This is a genomic window from Chthonomonas sp. (assembly GCF_035294505.1).
Classification (GTDB): domain Bacteria; phylum Armatimonadota; class Chthonomonadetes; order Chthonomonadales; family Chthonomonadaceae; genus Chthonomonas.
Map to the genome: position 1 here is coordinate 15,268 of NZ_DATGKU010000224.1, position 18,484 is coordinate 33,751.

Consider the following 18,484-nt stretch of genomic DNA (forward strand, 5'->3'; position numbering starts at 1 on the left):
GTTTTGCCACGTTCTCCCCCCTATTCCACTGAATTCTACCCAACTCTAGGCGAAAATATGGAACATTCTGTTCAGAACGCCGATAATTCCTTAGCAAAAAAACAAAAAGAAAAGCGCAACGGAGTGTAAATAATGCCACGTGACATACCGATCTGCAATGGCAACCTGCTAGTTGCTTTCGATGATCGTTACAATTTAAGGGAGCTTTTTTATCCTTATGTTGGGCAATACAACCACACCATGGGCTATCCTTGCCGATTCGGGGTGTGGTGCGACGGACAGATGTCGTGGGTATGTGACGATGGTTGGGAGCGCCAGCTGCGCTACGAGGAAGACACTCTGGTCACGGAAGTGCACCTGCTGCATCAGGGCATGGGTCTGCGCCTGATCTGCCAAGACTGCGTGGACTGCAACGCCGACATCCTTCTGCGCAGGGTGGAGATTCACAACTTGCTTGGAGGCGAACGGGACGTGCGCCTCTTCTGGCATCATGATCTCAACATCAGCGGTTCACGGGAGGGCGATACAGCCTACTACGACCCCATCCACCGCGCCATTTTGCACTACAAGGGCCGCCATTGGTTTCTCATTAGCGGCACGAACGGCAGAGATTGGGGGCTTTCGAGCTATGCGGTAGGCATCATCGGCCACCACAAGGCCCAGGGCACCTGGCGCGATGCCGAAGACGGCTCCCTTTCGCGCAACCCCATTGCGCAGGGCAGCGTGGATTCGGTTGGTCGTGTGATGGTGCGCGTGTCCGACAAGGCGGTGGTTTACAGTTGGATATGTGCCGGTCGCGACCTCGCCGAGGTGAGCCGTTTGGATCACGAGATTCGGGAGATAGGCCCCGAAACCATCCTGCAGCGTGTGCGCACCTACTGGCACTTCTGGGTGACAAAGGGCGACACTCCCTTTGAGATGCCCGACGACATTCTGCGGTTCTACCATCGCTGTCTCCTGGTGCTTCGCACGCAGATAGACAACCGAGGGGCCATTATCGCGGCCAACGATTCAGACGTGTTGCAATACAGCCGAGACTCCTACTCCTATATGTGGCCTAGAGACGGCGCCCTGGTGGCCTACGCCATGGACTTAGCGGGCTATCATGAAACGACGCGTCGCTTCTTTACCTTCTGCTCGCAGATTATTGACCCCAAAGGCTACTTCTGGCACAAATACAACCCCGACGGCAGCGTCGGCTCCTCCTGGCATCCGTGGGCCGATCGCACGGGGCATCTGCAACTGCCCATTCAAGAGGACGAGACGGCTTTGGTGCTGTTTGCCTTGGGCGAGCATTTCGACCGACTGTGCGATGTGGACTACCTGCGCACGGTGTATCGCGACATGATTCAGCCTGCAGCCGACTTCTTGGCGGCCTTTCGCGATCCACACACCGGCCTGCCCGACATGTGTTGGGATTTGTGGGAAGAGAGGCGCGGCATCCACACCTTTACCGTCGCTTCGGTATGGGCCGGGCTTTTGGCCGCTTCCCGCTTTGCCGGCATCTTTGGCGACAAGGAGCGTGCACGGCGTTACCGACGCGTCGCCGAGGAGATTCATGAGGCCGCACTTCGCTATCTTTACTGCGCCAACCAAAACCGCTTTCTAAGAACCATTCGCGTGGAGGAGGGCCAGATCGTTCCCGACCTTACGATGGACGCCAGCCTGGCCGGGCTATTTCTCTTCCGGTTTTTAGACCCCGACGATCCGCGGCTTATCTCCACGATGGAGCAGCTGGAGGCCAAGCTTCAGGTTCGCACGGAGGTGGGCGGCATTGCGCGCTATGAGGGCGACTACTACTACCGTTGCTCCGATGACATCGCCACGGTTCCCGGCAACCCTTGGTTTTTGTGCACCTTATGGCTGGCCCAGTGGCGCGTTGTGCGTGCCCAAAGCATTACGGAGTTGCGAGAGGCGGAATCGCTGCTGCGGTGGTGCATTCGCCATGCGCTGCCCTCCGGCATTATGGCCGAACAGATTCATCCCTTCACCGGGGCGCCGTTATCGGTCTCCCCTCTCACGTGGTCGCACGCCACCTTCATCTCCACCGTTTGCCAGCTGCGCGACAAGTATCGGCAACTGCTACGTGGGGAGGATCGGCTCGGCGTCGCCGCCTAAGGCCCCTGTGGGAGTCACCCGTCACCTTTAGGGGCAGGCCTTGTGCCTGCCCCTAAAGCACCATCCTAAAATAGGCCGACTCGGCGGCCGGCGGAATCGTCTTAACAGTCTATTCCTCGAAACTCTCATTTTCAAAGCGAAGCGTTCTGCAGTTCTCCATGACTACCGACCTCAGGTCGTCAGGAAACCCGCTTTCATACTCGGCCTCTATCTCCAGCCGGATTTTTATCCGCACATCCGGCGACGCCGCGGCGAGGTGCTGCACGATCTCGCGGCTAATCTTGTCAACGTCCGGTAGGGGTCGCCTAGGGTCTAACAGCACCGACCCATAAAAACGCCTGTAGATGGCAGGCGCCTTCGAAGGCTCCTGAACGCGGAAGTGACCGCGCGATTCGATCTCAACGTGGTATTCGGCGATCGTCGGAGAAGCCGTTTGGCTCCGCTCCTCTTCCAGCTGCCTTTGAGCCACCTCGGGCCGAACCACCCAGCCGGACAGTTCCGGTTCACAATGCTCCCCAGCCCGCAGATTTTCATAACGGTGCTTCTGTTCGTCATAGCGCGGTGCATAGGCAAAGGTGTCCGAAGCCCAAGTCAACTGCCGCACGCCGTCCGCGATGGCCTCTTTCAGCACCTCTTCGCTTTGCAGGCGAGGCAGGTAGAGGTACTCCGCAAAATAGTCGGCAAGCTGCTGCACCGGAATAGCATCGCGATCTTGCCACAAAGAAACGTCGTAGCTCCCATCGAGGATGTCGCGCAATACGCTTCCGGCAAGTCGCTGCGCCAGCTCTTCCTCATTGATCAGCTTATTATGGGCACGCTGCACAAGGGCATCGCCTCCGCTTAGCGAGTGCTCGTGCCATTCGATCTGCGGCAGGTTATTCACCTGCTGGCTCGGTGTCAACAGCCATTGGTAGGCATCCAAAAGTTTCTCATCGAGGGTTTGCTTGGCCTTTCTCTCTTGCTCTTGAGCTTGCCGCGCCTGCATGGGATCAAGGTTGCGGCTCTCCCGCTCCGCCACGATCTGTTTCCAGGCCATATAGTTTCTGGCTGCCTGCTTCAAATCCCTAAGCTTGGCGCTGTCGGGCGCCAAAAAAACCAGCGTGTTTTTGTAACGCCGTTGGGTGTTTCCTCGGTGGTGCAACAGGTTCTCGGCCTCTTTCAGGGCATCGCTCTCCATGTTTTTTCGGCTGTGCGCTTTCGTAGGCCCTAAAATCACCAGGCGCACGCTGCGCTCATCCGGAATATCGTTGGAGGAGACCGGCGCGATATGTATGCCCTTGAAAGGATCGGGCCTCGGCGCCTTCTCTCTTAGGAGGTTCTTTATCCCATCCAACACCTCCTCTTCGGAATAGTTGTTGGCCAGGTCCTCCGCCGTGCGATTCAGGTTGGGCTGCACGCTATACCAGTAGCGCGTCTCATCGTGGTAGAGATGCGTCGAACGATCCGCCAAAAGGCTAAGCGCATCTTTATAGACCGCGATCCTCTCTTTCGGCTGGCAGCACCCCAAAAGAATCTGTTCCTTGGAAAGCCCCCTATGCGCCGTGCGATAGGTGGGGGCCGAACCCAAGAAGAGAGTGCGTGCCACGCGAGTACAGGCTTGGAGGTTGCCAAAATCGGAGCGCTGACGGTCTAGCTCCGCGGAACAGGCGTGTGGCCCGTCCACATCGCTTTCGAGAATCGGTTGCCAGTGCTCCTCCAGACAGCGAGCCAACTCCTCACTCACGAGAGAGTCGGAGATGGGCAGCAGCCCCGGCAAAATAAGGCTGCTCGTGTCGTTGTTTTGCCACAGCACATAGATGACGTTGGCCATTAGCCGCAGCACCCCTCGCGTTCGTTGAAACCTCTCCAACGTAGACCAGTCCGAGTAGAGCCGCTCAAACAGCTCGGGATGGATGGGGTAGGCGCGCCGCAGCCGCTCTTCATATACGGGCGTGCGACATTCGGCCGGAAAGTGCTCCGAATCTCTACGGTAAAACTGCGCATAGGCCCGCACAACCAGATCGCGCTGCTCTTGCCTCTGCGGATCGGTTATCTCCTCAAAGAGCCTACGGCGCACGATCTCGAAGCTCTCCTCCATATTGGCCGGTCGCCAAACCGATTCCACTCGGCTCACAATTCGCCCCAAACGGTCGAGGGCCGCTGCACCTCCTTCACCCCCTATCTCCGCCTCGGATTCGGGCAGGCTAACCACCAACATGGCGTGCGGCACCGCGCTTACCGCCTCGGTGAGCGCCTGGGCGAAAGTCATGTTGGCATCGAAGGTGCCTGCCGGCAGATTGGGGTTGGTGTAGAGCTGCCGCACGAAGGCCACCCACTCATCCACCAGCACCAGGCAGGGCGCCGCCTTCTGAAAAAGCGCCTCAAGCCGCTCCCGACCGGGGTTCACCCCTCGCTTATCCGCCTCCTCCACCAGCGCATAGCCCTCACGCCCCAGCAGTTGGTAGGCCATGACGCCCCAAAAGGTGTTTGCCTGCGTGCCATCCGGGTAGGTAGTGGGGCTGGCCGGCGAAAGGGCTGTGCCCACCAAAACCGCCCGTCGCACCTTGGGCAGGGCCGTGACGCCCGCCTGCTGCATAAGCTCCGGCACCCCCGGCAGCGACGACGGGTCTTCGCCCGAAAAGAGATGGTAAAGGGCCAACATCGAGTGCGTCTTGCCTCCGCCGAAGTTGGTCTTCAGCTGCACCACCGGGCTGCCCGACCGTTGTTCTCCGGCAAGGCGCTCTAAGGCTTCCTTAAGCAACTGCCGAAGCCCCTCCGTAATGTAGGTACGCCGATAAAACTCCTTCGGGTCTTGATACTCCGCATCGGCATCCCCTCGAAAAACCCGGTGCAGGTCTGCGGCGAACTCCGAGGCCTCCAGCCGCCCCTCCCGTACATCGGCATGAGGATAGACCACCATTCGCCACGGAATAAGCCCCTCCGGCAGCGCCGAAGCGCGTGCATCCAAAAGGCGCTGCTGCGTTCGTCTCTCCGCCTCTGCGTGTTTATGACGCAAATCCGCCATTTCTCGGGTCACCTCTTCCGCAAGATCGGCTGCCGAGATGGCCCGCAACAGACGCTCCACGCTGTCTAGGCAACGATAGGCATCGTTGTAGTCGAACGATTCCTGATGTGCCCAGCGGTTACGAAACTCTTTCAGCTCCCCCACCAGGCTTCTCTCGGCGTTGCCGAGCACCTTCCGAAAGACCTCACTCCACTCTCCTATCATCGTGCCCAGCAGGACGGATATATCGCCCAAGGGGTTTTGCTGGCCGTCGTAGGCGTCGAGATGCGCTTCCCACTCGTCGCCGTAGCGGGCCTTCAGCTCGCGTTCGACATAGGGAGCCAGCCCATCACGCAGTTTCAACAGCGCCCAGCCGACTTTCTCTGTATTGGTATTCGATGCCATTTTCCCCTCCCGAAGCATCGTATCGCTCTCTATTCCCTGTGCTTAATCCTAACCTGTCTAGATGAGGTTCCCCGTGAGGTTGTTGGCTTTGGCCCCCACGCTCTCCCAGGCCGTAATCAGTTGGTTATAGATGATGGCCTCGCGGCTCCAAGGTTTGCGGTGGCTTGCGCTGTAACAGGCATAGGCCAGGTCGCGCAGGCCATCGCTCTTCTCGCGGCCTATCGTCACCAACAGCTTGGCCGCCCCCTCGTCGCCCTCCTTCTCATGCGCCCACAGCAGCAACAGCAACTGCCCCCAAAGCGGCAGACGCTGCACGGTCTCTCTGCGCAGAGACACATCGCCCACCGTAACGGTCTCCGACGGGGGGATGGAGAGGCGAGAGGACAGCTTCGTCCGCTCCACCAACTCGAAACGGGTGCGCAAGCGCACGCGCCCGCCCTCCGCCTCCACCAATTGGGTCTCTTGCAGGTGGTTTAGGCCCACGTTTCGTGCCCGGGCTAAAACGTCGGCCTGCCCGTAGGGCTGCGCGGTGAAGCCGTACTGATCGAACCATTTCAAACAGAACCCGGTTTCGGCATCGTACTGCCCCTCCGTTTCGGAGAGCACCTCGTCGAGCATCTGGTTGATGCGCTGCAGGGCCTCGCGCACCCGAATGGGCCTGCCGTCCAGCCCGCGCACCTCGCGATAGCGCGAATAGATGGCCATGCCCGGCCCAATGGCCGCCTGCGCCAGGTCTACCGGCGCGATATGGCCCTCGATAAGCGCCTTCAAAGCCGTTTTCAGCTCGGTGCGCAGCGCCTCCAAAAACTCCCGTTGCGCGGCCACCCGCGCCTCCGCCGGCCGCTTTCTGCAGGCGAGCACAATGGAAGAGGCCAAGGTATTTGCCTCTAACGAGTTTGTTCGGTTACTTAGCTCGGTGCGCATCGGCCAGGTGGCCGTTATCTGGTAGCCCGAATCCACCAGCCCCTGCAAAAAGGTCTCCCAGCCGGTGGAGGCGCTGCCGTTGGCGGCGCCGCTTCTCCCGTGGCCCGCTTCCCCATCTAGCTCGTCTCCATCGTCCTCCTCCATCTGCTTATAGGCGTAGAACAGCACGATGGGGAAGTCGGGGTGGGCGTTAAGCTGCGTGAAAAAGCGGCGCATGCCCTGCTCAAAGAACGCTTTGGCTTTCTCCTTGCCGCCGTGGCGGGCCGGGTCGGCCACAAGCTCCTCCGCTTTGGGCACAAGCAGGGTGCGGAACAGCTGGGGGTAGTGGGCGCCCAACATGCGGCGCAACCACACGTAGAAAAAGTCGGAGAGATCGGCGTAGCTGATGTTGTCGTAGTAGGGCGGGTCGGTAACAACGACGGCGTTCTGCGCGTGGGCTACGGCCTCTACGGCGTTGGCCTGATAGGCGGCACCGCCGGGGCGGACGGGCAGGTTTTTCAGGGTTTGCACAACATAGTCTAAAGCTCCTTCAAAGCTGCCGGACCGATCTCCGATCGGATTCGCCTCGGCAAAATCCCAAACCATGGGTAATGCCTGGCGCGCGAAGGCGTTTCTCACGCCTTCGCGCGCCAGGTCCCATGAACATAAAGAGTTGTTGCGGTCCGCCAGCTTATCTACGGCAAAGGCAAGGTAGGTGCACACGGCAGCGGCATACCCTTTTGCGAAGGAGTTCGGTTCTTCAGCACAGCCTGACGGTAGCGATTCATGACGCGCTGGCGTGTCGGCTTCGGATCGAGAAGCCGCGCGCCAGCGCGAATCGGCCATTTTTTTTAGGGCCTCTTGCTCGATGCGCTTATAGGCCTCTTGCAACAGGTCGCAAAAGGTGGTCAACGCCGCCAACTGACGTGGGGTGAAAATCTCATGCCAATACTGAATTCCATATCCTCTACCGCTAATGAGTGTGGGGGTATTTGGATTCATTGTCTCTTCCGGCATCCATTGGGGACGCACCTCCTTCGCCGCACGCTCCTGCGCCTCCGTGGGCGAGAGATAGATTCGGCCCGGATAGGCGGGGTGGCCGGCCACCATCGCGATGAGCTGCGCTCCCATGCGCCCGGCCTGCGCCTCGGCGCGCACATACTGCAGAGACACCTTGTGGTCACAGGCAATGCAGATCGCGCCGTTTCTATCTACCGTCTTTTTCAAAGGCTTGCGGAGCCAACCGGCCCCGTGCTCCTCCTGAACGCCGGCGCCTCTGCCCTCCTGGTAAACCGTGTAGACCAATCGTCGTCCCTGCCCGTTTGCGGCCTGCGCCGGCACGGCGACCTCGATCCACGCCCGCCTACCCGTCTTCTTCGACAACTGACCTTTCGTTGTAAGAGGCATCTCCACCCCGCAGGCGGGGTTAGGGCAGCGCACGGTTCGCGCCCATATCCAGGCCACAACCTCGGCCCTTTGCCCATCGGGCAGCTCCACGGCGGGGTAGTTGGCCTCGAGCCGGCGCTTCGCCTCCTCCAGCATCCAGCGCCCGTAGGCCGCCACATCCTCCACCAACCCCGTGTCAGCAGCGCGTTGGTTCACGGCCGACGCCTTTTCCCTTGCCTGCGGTGCCTCCGGTTGCGTTAGCAGGGCAAACACTCCTTGGCTCTGCTCCTTACCGGCGCCGCCTTCCCCTTTCCAAGCCGAAACCGGCCCCCAATGGGCGTACCGCCCCGGCAGCTCGATGAGGGCTTTGGTTATGAGCACGGGAACCGGGTTCAGATCGCTGCCGCGCGCCCTTAAGCCCAGCCGCAGCGCCTCCAGAGGAATGGAGCCGCCCCCGCAGAAGGGGTCGTACACCTCCGGCGGCTCGCCATGGCAGCAGGCCCGTATCAGGGCATAGGCCTTATTCAGCAGCTCGACATTGTCGCTGTTCTGCCACTGCGCAAGCTTCTCCAAAAAAGCCAAGACTTTGCGGAGGCGCTGCTCCGGCAGGGAAAGCGACCCCCAATGCGGCCGCTCCATCTGGGGAATCGGCAGGGAATCTACCTCTTGCAGATAGGCCGGCGACGCTTCCGAATCGGTAGGGTCGTCCACCAGGGCGGCGAAGATGGCGGCGCGACAGGCCACCAAAGGCTTCCGTGACCACCAAAGATGCAGCGTAGAGGGATGCCCAACGCGAAGCGATTTTTCATAAGCGGCCGCCCGATTGATGCTATCGAGAGGTAGGGTCGTCTCAATAAGCTTTTTAGGCATGGTTCCTAGGGCGATTCTCCTTTCTTTCGGTAAAGGGAACGCGGCCCGCTCCGCAAACCCGTTCCTTCACGCGTTTTCCATATAGAGAAAATACTTTAACAACGCAACAAAGCGGAAAATTTGGGAAAAGTTTCGACACACTAGAGGATACTTCCTGCCTCTGTTTAGGCAAAAGGAGCGCCACGGCGCCGATAGGGGCCCTTGCCATAGCCCTCTCGGCAGGCCGGCGGTTCTCCATGGACCTCCCGTTGGACGGCGTTCTTTTAGGGAACCGAGGCCTGCGCCCAGAGCTGATCGAAATCGTAGTTAACGCTCACCGCGCCGAAGTCCGGTTCGCGGCTGAAAGGCCTCTTACAGTAGCGCACCGCTTTCGCCGTCCCGTTCTCCACCAGCACCAGCGCCAAAATAAAACTCTCCTGTTGGTTGAGGGCGGTTAATATCTCGTTGCGCGTGATCGTCACCGTGCGCGCCCCTGCCACGCGCCCCTTTACCTCAATAAATCGCAGCTCCCCTTTTTCTGGCGCCACCGACTCGATGTCGTAGCCGCAGCGGAGGGCGCTTACATCCCGCGGCGTGTAGCCGTTGCGACGTTCCACGTCCATAACGGCCTCCATGGCGATGCGTTCCACTTCGGCCGTCCCCTGCGCAAATGGCGCCGGCTCGGCCTCTCCTCCGATTCCCCATTTGGCCAGCAGCCCGGCCGGCAATACCAGCATTCTCCCCACCAGGTTGGGCGGCATAGCCGATATCTGCCTCTCCTGATCTAGCTCCTTCATGCGTCTGTCCAGACGCTCGCGTAGTTCCTCGGCACGTTGTCGCGCCTTCACCGAGTTGGTTGGAGGAGTTCCCTCCGCCTCTTCCCGTTGTTGCAACTCCAACGCGCGATGATCCCAATAGCGTATCTGGCTATCAAGGCGGCTGGAGACCTCAAGTCTGACCTTCTCTATCCATCGTTCTCGCGCTTCGCGGCACTGCCGAAGATAGGTGGGCACCAGCTCACGCACGGCATACTGCATGGCCTGCTGTTCCAGCTCGTTCGGCTGCCACCGTTGCATCAGGCTTGCAAACTCGGCATTCTCGCGCAGCAGCGTTTGAAGGTGTGCCGCTTCGGTCGGTTGCAAAGGCCGATAGTCCAAATAGGGAGCATAGCCGGCCCAATGAAAGTGGCCTTGCGCATCCACCTCCACAAACTGCAGATGTTTGGCAACCACCGAGAACGACCCGTTGGGGCCGGGGCGCGCGTTTTTAAGGGCGGTCTGCAGCATAAAGAGAAGCCGCGGCTCCTCTCTAGGATCGGTTTCATCCACCAAAACCCCGCCGCCTTTCAGCAGCGGCTGATAGCGCTCCAAAATGAGGTCTATCACCCCATCGAGCAGCGGATGGCCGGGTACAATCAGCTCGGCCAGAGGCTTGCCGCCCACCGCAACCAGCTCCTTTTCAAAGGTAACACGCTCATAGCGTTGTTGCAAAGGACTTCCTCGCCCGATGACGCGGTCACGGTCGCGCAGTTCCTTCGGCACATAGCGTATCTCATAGCGGCGTGACTCCCGCTCGGAAAGGGTTCCGCCCAAGTGCTGAAAGGCCTCACGGAAGAAGCTGGCGATATAATGGGGCTGCAGACGTCTGGCTTGGGCACGCTCCATCTCCTCACGAACCTGCAGAAGCTTGGTGGCGTCCATATTATTGCGAGCGAGGGATTGATCGAGAAGCTGAAGCAGCCTTTTGGTATCGAACGCCTTATCAACGACGCGCTGCATCCGTTCCTTCACTTCGGGCCTATCCCCATAGCGGATCGCCTCTATGAGGAGGTCGCGCAACGGGCGCTCCTCAAAACTCACCTTGCCCAGCACATCAAACACACGCCCGCCCAAAGCCTGCCGCTGCTCCGCGATCTTTTTCAATAGCAGGTCGTAGACCTCTCCTTCGCGCGTCTCTCTGGCCACAAGGTTCCAGCAGTGGCAGACCTCGGTCTGTCCGATGCGGTGAATACGCCCGAAACGCTGCTCCAGACGATTGGGGTTCCAGGGAAGATCGTAGTTGATCATGAGGTGGGCGCGTTGCAGGTTGATTCCTTCGCCGGCGGCATCGGTGGCGATGAGAATAAGTACCTCCTTATCCTGGGTGAAGCGCTTTTGGGCGTTTCTGCGATCCTCGCGCCCCATGCCTCCGTGAATGGTTACCACCGCCTCCGGGCGCCCCAACAGGCAACGAACGCGCTCGGCCAGGTAGTTGAGGGTATCGCGATGCTCCGTAAAGACGATCAACTTACGACGTAGACCGGCCGTATCGAACATCTCCGAGTTTTGTTGCAACAAACAGGACAGCTCCTCCCACTTGCGGTCTTTACCGCTGCGACGCACCCCGTCTGCCAGCCTTTCGAGGCGTTCGAGAGTGAAAATCTCATCCCTCAGCTCCTGAATGGTTTGGGCTGCGGTGGCCTCGTCGGTGATCTTCTCAACAAGCTCCTCCGCCTCGCCCTCAGGGGCATCTTCCAGGTCCTCCAAGTCCTCTTCATCGAAGAGCGGCACGCCCAGAGTGATGAGCGCATCTCGCCCACGCTTTTTGGCCTCCTCCTCGCGCAGCCGCTTTTGAAGGCGCTCTTTTCTGCGCCTTAAGCTCTGATAGATAGCTTCGGGAGAAGACGCAAGCCGTCTCTGCAAGGTGGTAAGGGCAAAGCCCACCGTGCCTTTCCGCTCCTTGCCGATATTTTCTGCCCGATTAAACTCCTCTTTCACATAACTGGTAACCGCTTCGTAGAGGGCGATCTCTTCTTCAGAAAGCTCATAATGCACGGTGTGGGCGATGCGTTCTGGAAAGAGCTTTTTTCCCTCAAAGGTCACCAGGTCTTCTTTGATCATGCGCCGCATGAGATCGGAGACATCCGCCGTGTGGACTCCGTCACGCGGCCTTCCTTCAAACCGATCTCCGTCGAGCAAGGCCATGAACAGTTGAAAATCGGCCTCCTTGCCGTTATGCGGTGTTGCGGTGAGCAGCAGAAAATGCCGCGTGCTTCGGGAAAGACGCTGCCCCAGATGATAGCGCTTCGTATACTTCACCTCATTGCCGGCATAGGTTGCCGACATTTTATGGGCCTCGTCGCAAACCACCAGGTCCCAATCCACCGCTTCCACCTTGGGGTGCAGCTTTGCGTCGCGGCTCAGCTTATCCAGCCGTGCGATGGCCAAAGGGTGTTCTTCAAACCAGTTGCCGGTTGGCGAGGCGTTGAGCTGGTCGTTTGTGAGAATATCAAAACGCAGCTGAAACCGCTCCCACAGTTCGTCTTGCCACTGCTCGGCCAGGTTACCGGGGCAGACGATGAGGCACCGTTCCAGATCGCCTCGAATCATAAGCTCCTTGATCAGCAGCCCGGTCATGATCGTCTTCCCGCTTCCCGGATCGTCCGCCAAAAGAAAGCGTAGGGGCAGGCGGGGCAACATACATTCGTAAACGGCGGTAATCTGGTGCGGATAGGGGTCTATTCTGGACGTATGAACGGCCAAAAACGGATCGAAGAGGTAGGCCTGTTGAATACGATAGGCCTCTGCGACGAGTCGCAACAGATGGCCGTTACAGGCAAAGTCGAACCCAGACTCCACCGTGGCCCAAGAGAGTCTCGGCTCGTCTTCACGATAGAGCAACTGATGGCCTAAAGTGCCCGCATGATCCTTATAGGTGAGGTTCACCACATCCTCCCCGATCCGCTCCACATGGACCACGGTAACCGCTGTAGAAGGCAAAATACCGAGCAGCTGTTTGCCCTCCGCGAGGTCTTCTAGCCGAATCACCTTTTTCTCCTTGTTACCCTCTCCACGAACGCTAAAATACCGATGCCCCTATCAAACAGCACGAACTGCCCCCTTTTGTGGTTATGGCCGTACGGTTAACATCTATTATAACAAAGATTAGGTTTGGGAGGCGTCTCCGTTCGCTTCAAAGAGACACGGGCAGGCTCATTGAGGAGACGAGGGTGATCAACAGCATGAGGAAACGCCGGTACCTCCCTCTTTCTTCTTGCTAAAGGTGTTCGGGACGACGATTTTTCGCGTTACCCCCCTCTTAAGCAAGAGCACGAACTCAGGCGGGTATACTGCAGAAGGAGAGGGCGCGTTCCTCCCCTGGGCTTGAGCTGGGGAGGGTCACTTGCGCCTGTGGAAGAGAAATGTCGAGTGGGTTCCGTTTGCAGGATAGTGCGTGTGTGCCGCAGCGGGCAAAATCGGTTCTGGTGATAGGCGGAGGGGTGGCCGGCATTGCGGCCTCCGTCGCGCTGGCCGATGCCGGCTTTCGCGTGCTGCTGTTGGAAAAACGCCCGTTGTTGGGCGGTAGGGCCTCCTCCTTTGTAGACCCCATCGTGGGCGAACGGGTGGATGAATGCCAGCACGGCACCATGCGGTGCTGCACGAACCTGGCCGATCTCCTCGAACGCCTTGGGGTGCATCAACAGATAGACTACTGCGACACACTGGAGTTTTTAGAGCCGAACGGAAGGCGCTCCGTTCTGCGCGGCAGCCCGCTCCCGGCCCCGCTGCACACGTTGCCCTCCTTTCTGCTGTTTCGTGCGCTTTCCCTGCGCGATAAGCTGGGCATCGCCTATGCCCTTCTGAAAATCATGCGTGCGAACCCGCGCCATGCGTTGTGGGAGCAACAGAGCTTCGCCGCCTGGCTCACCGCGATGCACCAAACCCCCGCTGCAATTCGACGGTTCTGGCGCCCCATTCTCGTGAGCGCCTGCAACGAGGAGCTAGAGCGCATCTCCTGTGCGTACGCCTTCTTCCTTTTTCAGACGGGGTTTTTGGCGCACCCGAAGGCGTTCCATTTTGGCATTCCCAAAGTGCCCCTCGCCTCGCTCTACACCGAGCCGACACAAGACATCCTTCGCCGGCGAGGCGGCTGCGTGCGCACACGGGCTACCGTTAGAAGAGTGGAGGTAGAGGGCAAGCGCGTTGAAGAGGTGGTGTTGGCAGATGGGGAGCGCCTGCGTGCCGACTGGTACGTTTTGGCAGTTCAGTGCGACCTTCTCGCACACCTGCTTCCCAAGGAGGTGATCGAGAGCGATCCCTACTGGCAGAGGGCGCTCCAGATCCCCCTTGCGCCCATTTTAGGGGCGCATTTTTGGTTCGACCGGCCCCTCGTTTGCCCAAAGGCCGTTGCCGTGTTGGATCGGCGCATCGAGTGGATTTTCCATCGCTCCCTCAATCTCGGTAAAGACCCCAAACAAGGCTCTTGCCTTAGCGTGGTGATCAGCGCCTCGTACCCCTATGAGAACATGGAGAAGGAGCCGTTGAAAGCGCTTCTGTTGGAGGAACTGACAGCCTGTCTGCCGGATGTGGCGAAGGCGCAACTTGTGCATTGGACGTTGGTGCGTTGGCCCAAAGCCACCCTCTCGCCGGCTCCAGGGGTCGAGGCGCTGCGGCCGCCACAGCAAAGCCCTCTTTCCAATTTGGTCGTCGCCGGGGAGTGGACACAGACCGGTTGGCCCTCCACCATGGAAGGCGCTGCCCGAAGCGGTTATTTGGCCGCGCGCGTTATTTGCCATCAGGAGGGTTTGCCCTGCTCTGTGCCGGTTCCCGACCTGCCAAAGACGGGTTTGGCCAAATGGCTGGTAAGGTAGGAGGCACGGCACTTGTAAGATAGGGGGCACGGCACTTGTAAGATAGGGGGCACGGCACGCCGTGCCCCTACAGAACCGATCTATAGGTGGGCAATCTCAAAGGCTACCCCCCTACAACCCTCACGATGCACCAACCCGCCCCTGTAGGGGCAGGCCTTGTGCCTGCCCAATAAAACATGCTTCCCCTCCTACCGGTCTCTTCGGAAGGGCTATTTTTCTCTTGCCACCAAATTGTCGTCTGAGCCGTAAGATCGGTAGATGGCATTCCAACGGCCATGCGCCGTCTCCTGCAGGGTATACTTGCGTCATGCAGAGGGCGATATCGAAGGAAGAAGGTACCCAAAAACCGCCACGCATTCTTTCCCTGATTCAAGCAGGGCTTGCCTTTGTCGGCGATAATGCCACCCTTGCGGCCGAATCGGTGCAGGCGCTGCTGGGGGGCGGGCTTGCCATGCGCGACCTGGTGGTGCAGATGGCCTCGCTTGGCTCCGACTCGATCTGGATCGTCTTGGTGATCTCATCGGCCACCGGTGCCGTGTTTGCCTACTATGTGGCCAATATCTCCCTCTCTGTGGGCTATACCGGCTTTGTGGGCGGGTCTATTGCCTACGCCTTTCTTAACGAGCTGGGGCCGGTGCTTGGCAGCGTGGCTTTTGCAGCGCGTGTGGGGGCCGCCATTGCCGCCGAAATCGGCACCATGGTGGTGACCGAACAGGTAGACGCCTTGCGGGCTATGGCCGTTTCGCCCGTGCGCTACCTGGTTTTGCCACGCTTGCTTGCTTGTATCACCATGCTGCCGCTACTGATCATCTTCGCCGATGGGGCGGGTATCTATGGAGGCTATCTGTTCGCCGGTCTGCGAGGCGTGCCCCATGTGGACTACATCAACTCGATCTATACCTATGTTAAGCCCTTTGACCTGATCAACGGCCTTATCAAATCGGTCTGTTTCGGAGCCATCGTGGGGTTGGTGGCCTGCCAACAGGGGCTGCGCACCCAAGGGGGAGCCACCGGAGTGGGGCGTGCAACCACCTCCTCGGTGGTCTGGTGCGTGCTCCTCATCTTCGTGGCCGACGTGTTCCTTACCCCACTGCTTACCGGCCGTGTGCAATTACCATGAGCGCCATTATCTTAAAAGACCTCGTCTACGAGGTGGATGGAAAGCGCATTCTCGACCAAATCCATCTCGAAGTGCCTCAAGGCGAAATTCTCTCCATTATGGGGCAGAGCGGCAGCGGAAAAACCACCCTTCTGCGCATCATGACGGGCCTCCGAAGGGCGACAGGCGGGCAGGTGCTTATTGATGGGGAGGACATTACAAAGATGCCGGAGCGTGAGCTTGACCGGGTGCGATTAAAGATGGGGCTTGTGTTTCAGTATGCGGCTCTCTTCGACTCGCTCACGGTGTACGACAACATCGTCTTCGGGGTAGTGCGTCATCAAAAGAGAGTCACGCGAGAAGCCCTCGATGCCCTTGTGAAAGAGTTGCTGGAGGCCGTTGGGTTGGAGGAGAGCGTGAAAAACCTCTATCCGGCTCAGCTCTCAGGAGGGATGCAGAAGCGTGTGGGGTTGGCACGGGCGCTTGCCATGCGCCCATCGTTTCTGTTCTACGACGAGCCGACTAGCGGGCTAGACCCCATTACGGCACACACCATTGACCAACTTATCGTGCAGACATGCAAGCGCCGCAAAGTTACCTCTGTCGTGGTTTCGCATCATCTCTCCTCCATCTTCACCATTTCAAATCGCATTGCCATGCTTCATGAAGGGCGTATCGTCGCCATCGGCACCCCAAACGAGATACGGCACTCGGATAACCCGGTTGTTCAAGCTTTTATCGCACCCGAAAAAGACCTTCTGCTCAGCGTACAAGGGGCATCCTGAAGGGAAAACGAAGACCGCCAAAGGCCTATGGGAGGATAAAAATGGAATCGAAATCGTTGGTAAAAGTGGGGTTGCTGACCCTCATCGGTCTGGCACTTGGCTTTTTGGGGCTGCTCTATCTTGCCCATACCCGTACCGATGTCTATCTCGTGACGGTCTACTTCGACGATACCTTAGGGTTAGCACCTCAATCCATCGTGCGTATGCAGGGCGTGCCTATTGGGGATGTGAAAAGCATCTCGATAGATACGCATCATGTGCCCTTTCGGCCCAAGGTGGTTTTGGAGATAGAGCGCAAATACAGCATTCCTTCTAACTATCAGTTTGTCATTCTCTCCGGCATTCTCATTACCACGCCTCAGATCGAGGTGGTGCCTCCGCCCGGGGTACAGGCATTAGCGCCGCCCCTGCCTAAAGATAACACCGCTGTGGTACAAGGCGCTCCCCCGCAAAGCCCCTTGGCCGCGCTCAGCCCCCATTTTGACGAAACGCTGCAGAATCTAAACGGCACCCTCACCGCCATGCAAGGCCATCTCGGCAAACTAAGCGATAAACTGCAGCTCCTCATCACCGATACCGACCGACTTGTTCGAACCTCCAACCAGACGGTGGCCTCGGCCAACCGCCTCATTGGCGACCCACGTACGCAGGCCGATCTCAAACAGACGGTGGAGAACTTCCGCATTGTTTCTCAACAGGCTGCCGTTACCGCCCAACATGTTAGCCGAGAGCTTGAGGCGTTTATTCAAACCGGGCAAGTTAAATTCAACGCCCTCTCCGATGCAACGACCGACCTTGTTACCAAGCTCGGCAACACCATTGACGATGCCCGTGAAGTGGTGAGAAAGCTAACCGAACAGGCCAGTAGCCCCCAACTGCAGCGTTCCCTCCAAGAGACCGTAGACCTCGCCCGCTCTACCCTGGCCAGCATCCGCCAGATCACGGGCGACATTCACCAGATAGCGGGCGACCCCGAACTCGCCGCCGGCATTCATCAGACCATCCAAAACCTCTCCGACACCACGGCCAAAGCCGATGCCGCTATGCAAAAGGTCAACGATATCCTCGATAATCTGCAAGGCAAAGTAAAAAAGGCCAAAGCGGTAAAGTTTCCTCAAACCAGCCTGCGCATAGACGCCACACGCGACTTTCGACCGGGCTACACCCGGGTGGATGTAAACGGCTTTCTCAATTTGGGGCGCCGTAACCTCCTCAACCTCGGTCTCTATGACCTAGGGGGAACCAATCGACTCGATCTCCAGCTGGGTCAGCGCCTTACAGACGCCAGTCTTTTGCGTTACGGCATCTACGCCGGACGGCTGGGTGTTGGGTTCGATTACATGCCCAACAACCCATTCGGGCTTCGTTTCGACCTTTACGATCTTAACCACACACGGCTTGACGCCAGGGCGCTCTATCGGGTAAATAGTGATCTGTGGCTGTGGGCCGGTGCAGAAGGCATTTTCCATCGCACGGTTCCGGCCGTTGGAATAGAGTGGAACCGGTGAAGAGTTGCCGGCGGGCAGGCATGGGTCTGCCCGCCAACCTATGCGTAACCGAATCGCTGCCATCGTCGAACCGGAACCGATTCGGGTTTTCCACTTGAATTTGAGGAGAGATTTTTCCATGAAAGTCATTTTAACACGAGACGTGCCGAAACTTGGGCAAGACGGGGACATTGTCAACGTCGCCGATGGCTACGCACGCAACTACCTGTTTCCGCGGCGCCTCGCGGTGCTGGCGCACGGGGCTGCTTTGAAACAGCATCAGGCTCGCCTCGCACGGGAGAAGGAGCGCAGTGCTCAGGCGTTGGAGGAGGCCAAGCGCCAAGCCGAAAAGCTGAACGGCGCCGAGCTTGAGATCATCGTGAAAACAAGCCCGAACTCCACCAGGCTCTTTGGTTCCGTTACCGAGGCCGATGTGGCCGACCTCATTCAGCAAAAATTCGGCATCACGGTAGATAAGCGCCGGATCGGCTTGGTAGACCCCATCCGCACCACAGGGCGTTACGAGATCGGCGTGCGCCTTCACCCCGAAGTGCGTGCCCAGTTCGTTCTTTATGTGTTGACCGAAGAGCAGCGTGCCGAGCGTGAGAAGGAGCGGCAGGCGACCGCTGCCGAAGCAGCCAACGCGGAAACCGCTGCCGCAAACTAGCTAACACCCTTTAAGATACAGAGGGAGAGCGTAAGCCGCTTGCCCTCTGTCATCTTTTTATCAACCCTACAGGCTCCGAAATGACTCTCGACCGCATCCCTCCGAACAATTTGGAGGCCGAACAGGCCGTTCTCGGATCTATGCTCCTGGAACGCAGTGCGGTGGAACGTGCT

General features: G+C 58.8%; 10 protein-coding genes. 7 read left to right on the top strand and 3 right to left on the bottom strand.

Annotated elements, in window-relative coordinates; translation table 11 throughout:
- Positions 1-132 precede the first annotated feature (132 nt).
- Positions 133-2,118 carry a glycoside hydrolase family 15 protein gene (locus VKV18_RS13705; protein WP_324204751.1) on the top strand — a complete coding sequence of 662 codons (1,986 nt, stop codon included), beginning with the start codon at positions 133-135 and terminating at the stop codon, positions 2,116-2,118.
- A 109-nt stretch (positions 2,119-2,227) separates the two neighbouring features.
- Here VKV18_RS13705 and VKV18_RS13710 read toward each other — a convergent pair whose 3' ends face one another.
- From VKV18_RS13710 to VKV18_RS13720, 3 genes are all read right to left on the bottom strand, one after another.
- Positions 2,228-5,506, bottom strand: coding sequence for a DUF499 domain-containing protein (locus tag VKV18_RS13710; protein ID WP_324204752.1), 3,279 nt, complete (start codon positions 5,504-5,506; stop codon positions 2,228-2,230).
- Positions 5,507-5,563: 57 nt separating this feature from the next.
- On the bottom strand, positions 5,564-8,665 hold the full coding sequence (locus VKV18_RS13715) for a DUF1156 domain-containing protein (protein WP_324204753.1): 3,102 nt from the start codon (positions 8,663-8,665) through the stop codon (positions 5,564-5,566).
- 263 nt (positions 8,666-8,928) lie between these two features.
- A complete protein-coding gene (locus tag VKV18_RS13720; protein WP_324204754.1) occupies positions 8,929-12,450 on the bottom strand; it encodes a helicase-related protein in 3,522 nt (1,173 codons plus the stop codon).
- Positions 12,451-12,824: 374 nt separating this feature from the next.
- Here VKV18_RS13720 and hpnE point away from each other — a divergent pair, with 374 nt between their 5' ends.
- The 6 genes from hpnE to VKV18_RS13750 form a co-directional block, all read left to right on the top strand.
- Complete coding sequence (hpnE, locus tag VKV18_RS13725; protein ID WP_345786423.1) at positions 12,825-14,273, top strand: hydroxysqualene dehydroxylase HpnE; 1,449 nt, start codon at positions 12,825-12,827, stop codon at positions 14,271-14,273.
- Positions 14,274-14,580: 307 nt separating this feature from the next.
- On the top strand, positions 14,581-15,393 hold the full coding sequence (locus tag VKV18_RS13730) for an ABC transporter permease (protein ID WP_324204755.1): 813 nt from the start codon (positions 14,581-14,583) through the stop codon (positions 15,391-15,393).
- The gene (locus VKV18_RS13735; protein ID WP_324204756.1) at positions 15,390-16,157 is read left to right on the top strand and encodes an ABC transporter ATP-binding protein; all 768 of its coding nucleotides are present in this window, start codon (positions 15,390-15,392) and stop codon (positions 16,155-16,157) included. Before VKV18_RS13730 ends, VKV18_RS13735 begins: the two co-directional genes overlap by 4 nt.
- Positions 16,158-16,198: 41 nt before the next feature.
- On the top strand, positions 16,199-17,665 hold the full coding sequence (locus tag VKV18_RS13740; RefSeq protein WP_324204757.1) for an MlaD family protein: 1,467 nt from the start codon (positions 16,199-16,201) through the stop codon (positions 17,663-17,665).
- A gap of 118 nt (positions 17,666-17,783) precedes the next feature.
- Positions 17,784-18,311, top strand: coding sequence for a 50S ribosomal protein L9 (rplI, locus tag VKV18_RS13745; protein ID WP_324204758.1), 528 nt, complete (start codon positions 17,784-17,786; stop codon positions 18,309-18,311).
- An 80-nt stretch (positions 18,312-18,391) separates the two neighbouring features.
- The coding region (locus tag VKV18_RS13750) for a DnaB-like helicase N-terminal domain-containing protein (protein WP_324200300.1) at positions 18,392-18,484 on the top strand (93 nt) is incomplete at its 3' end.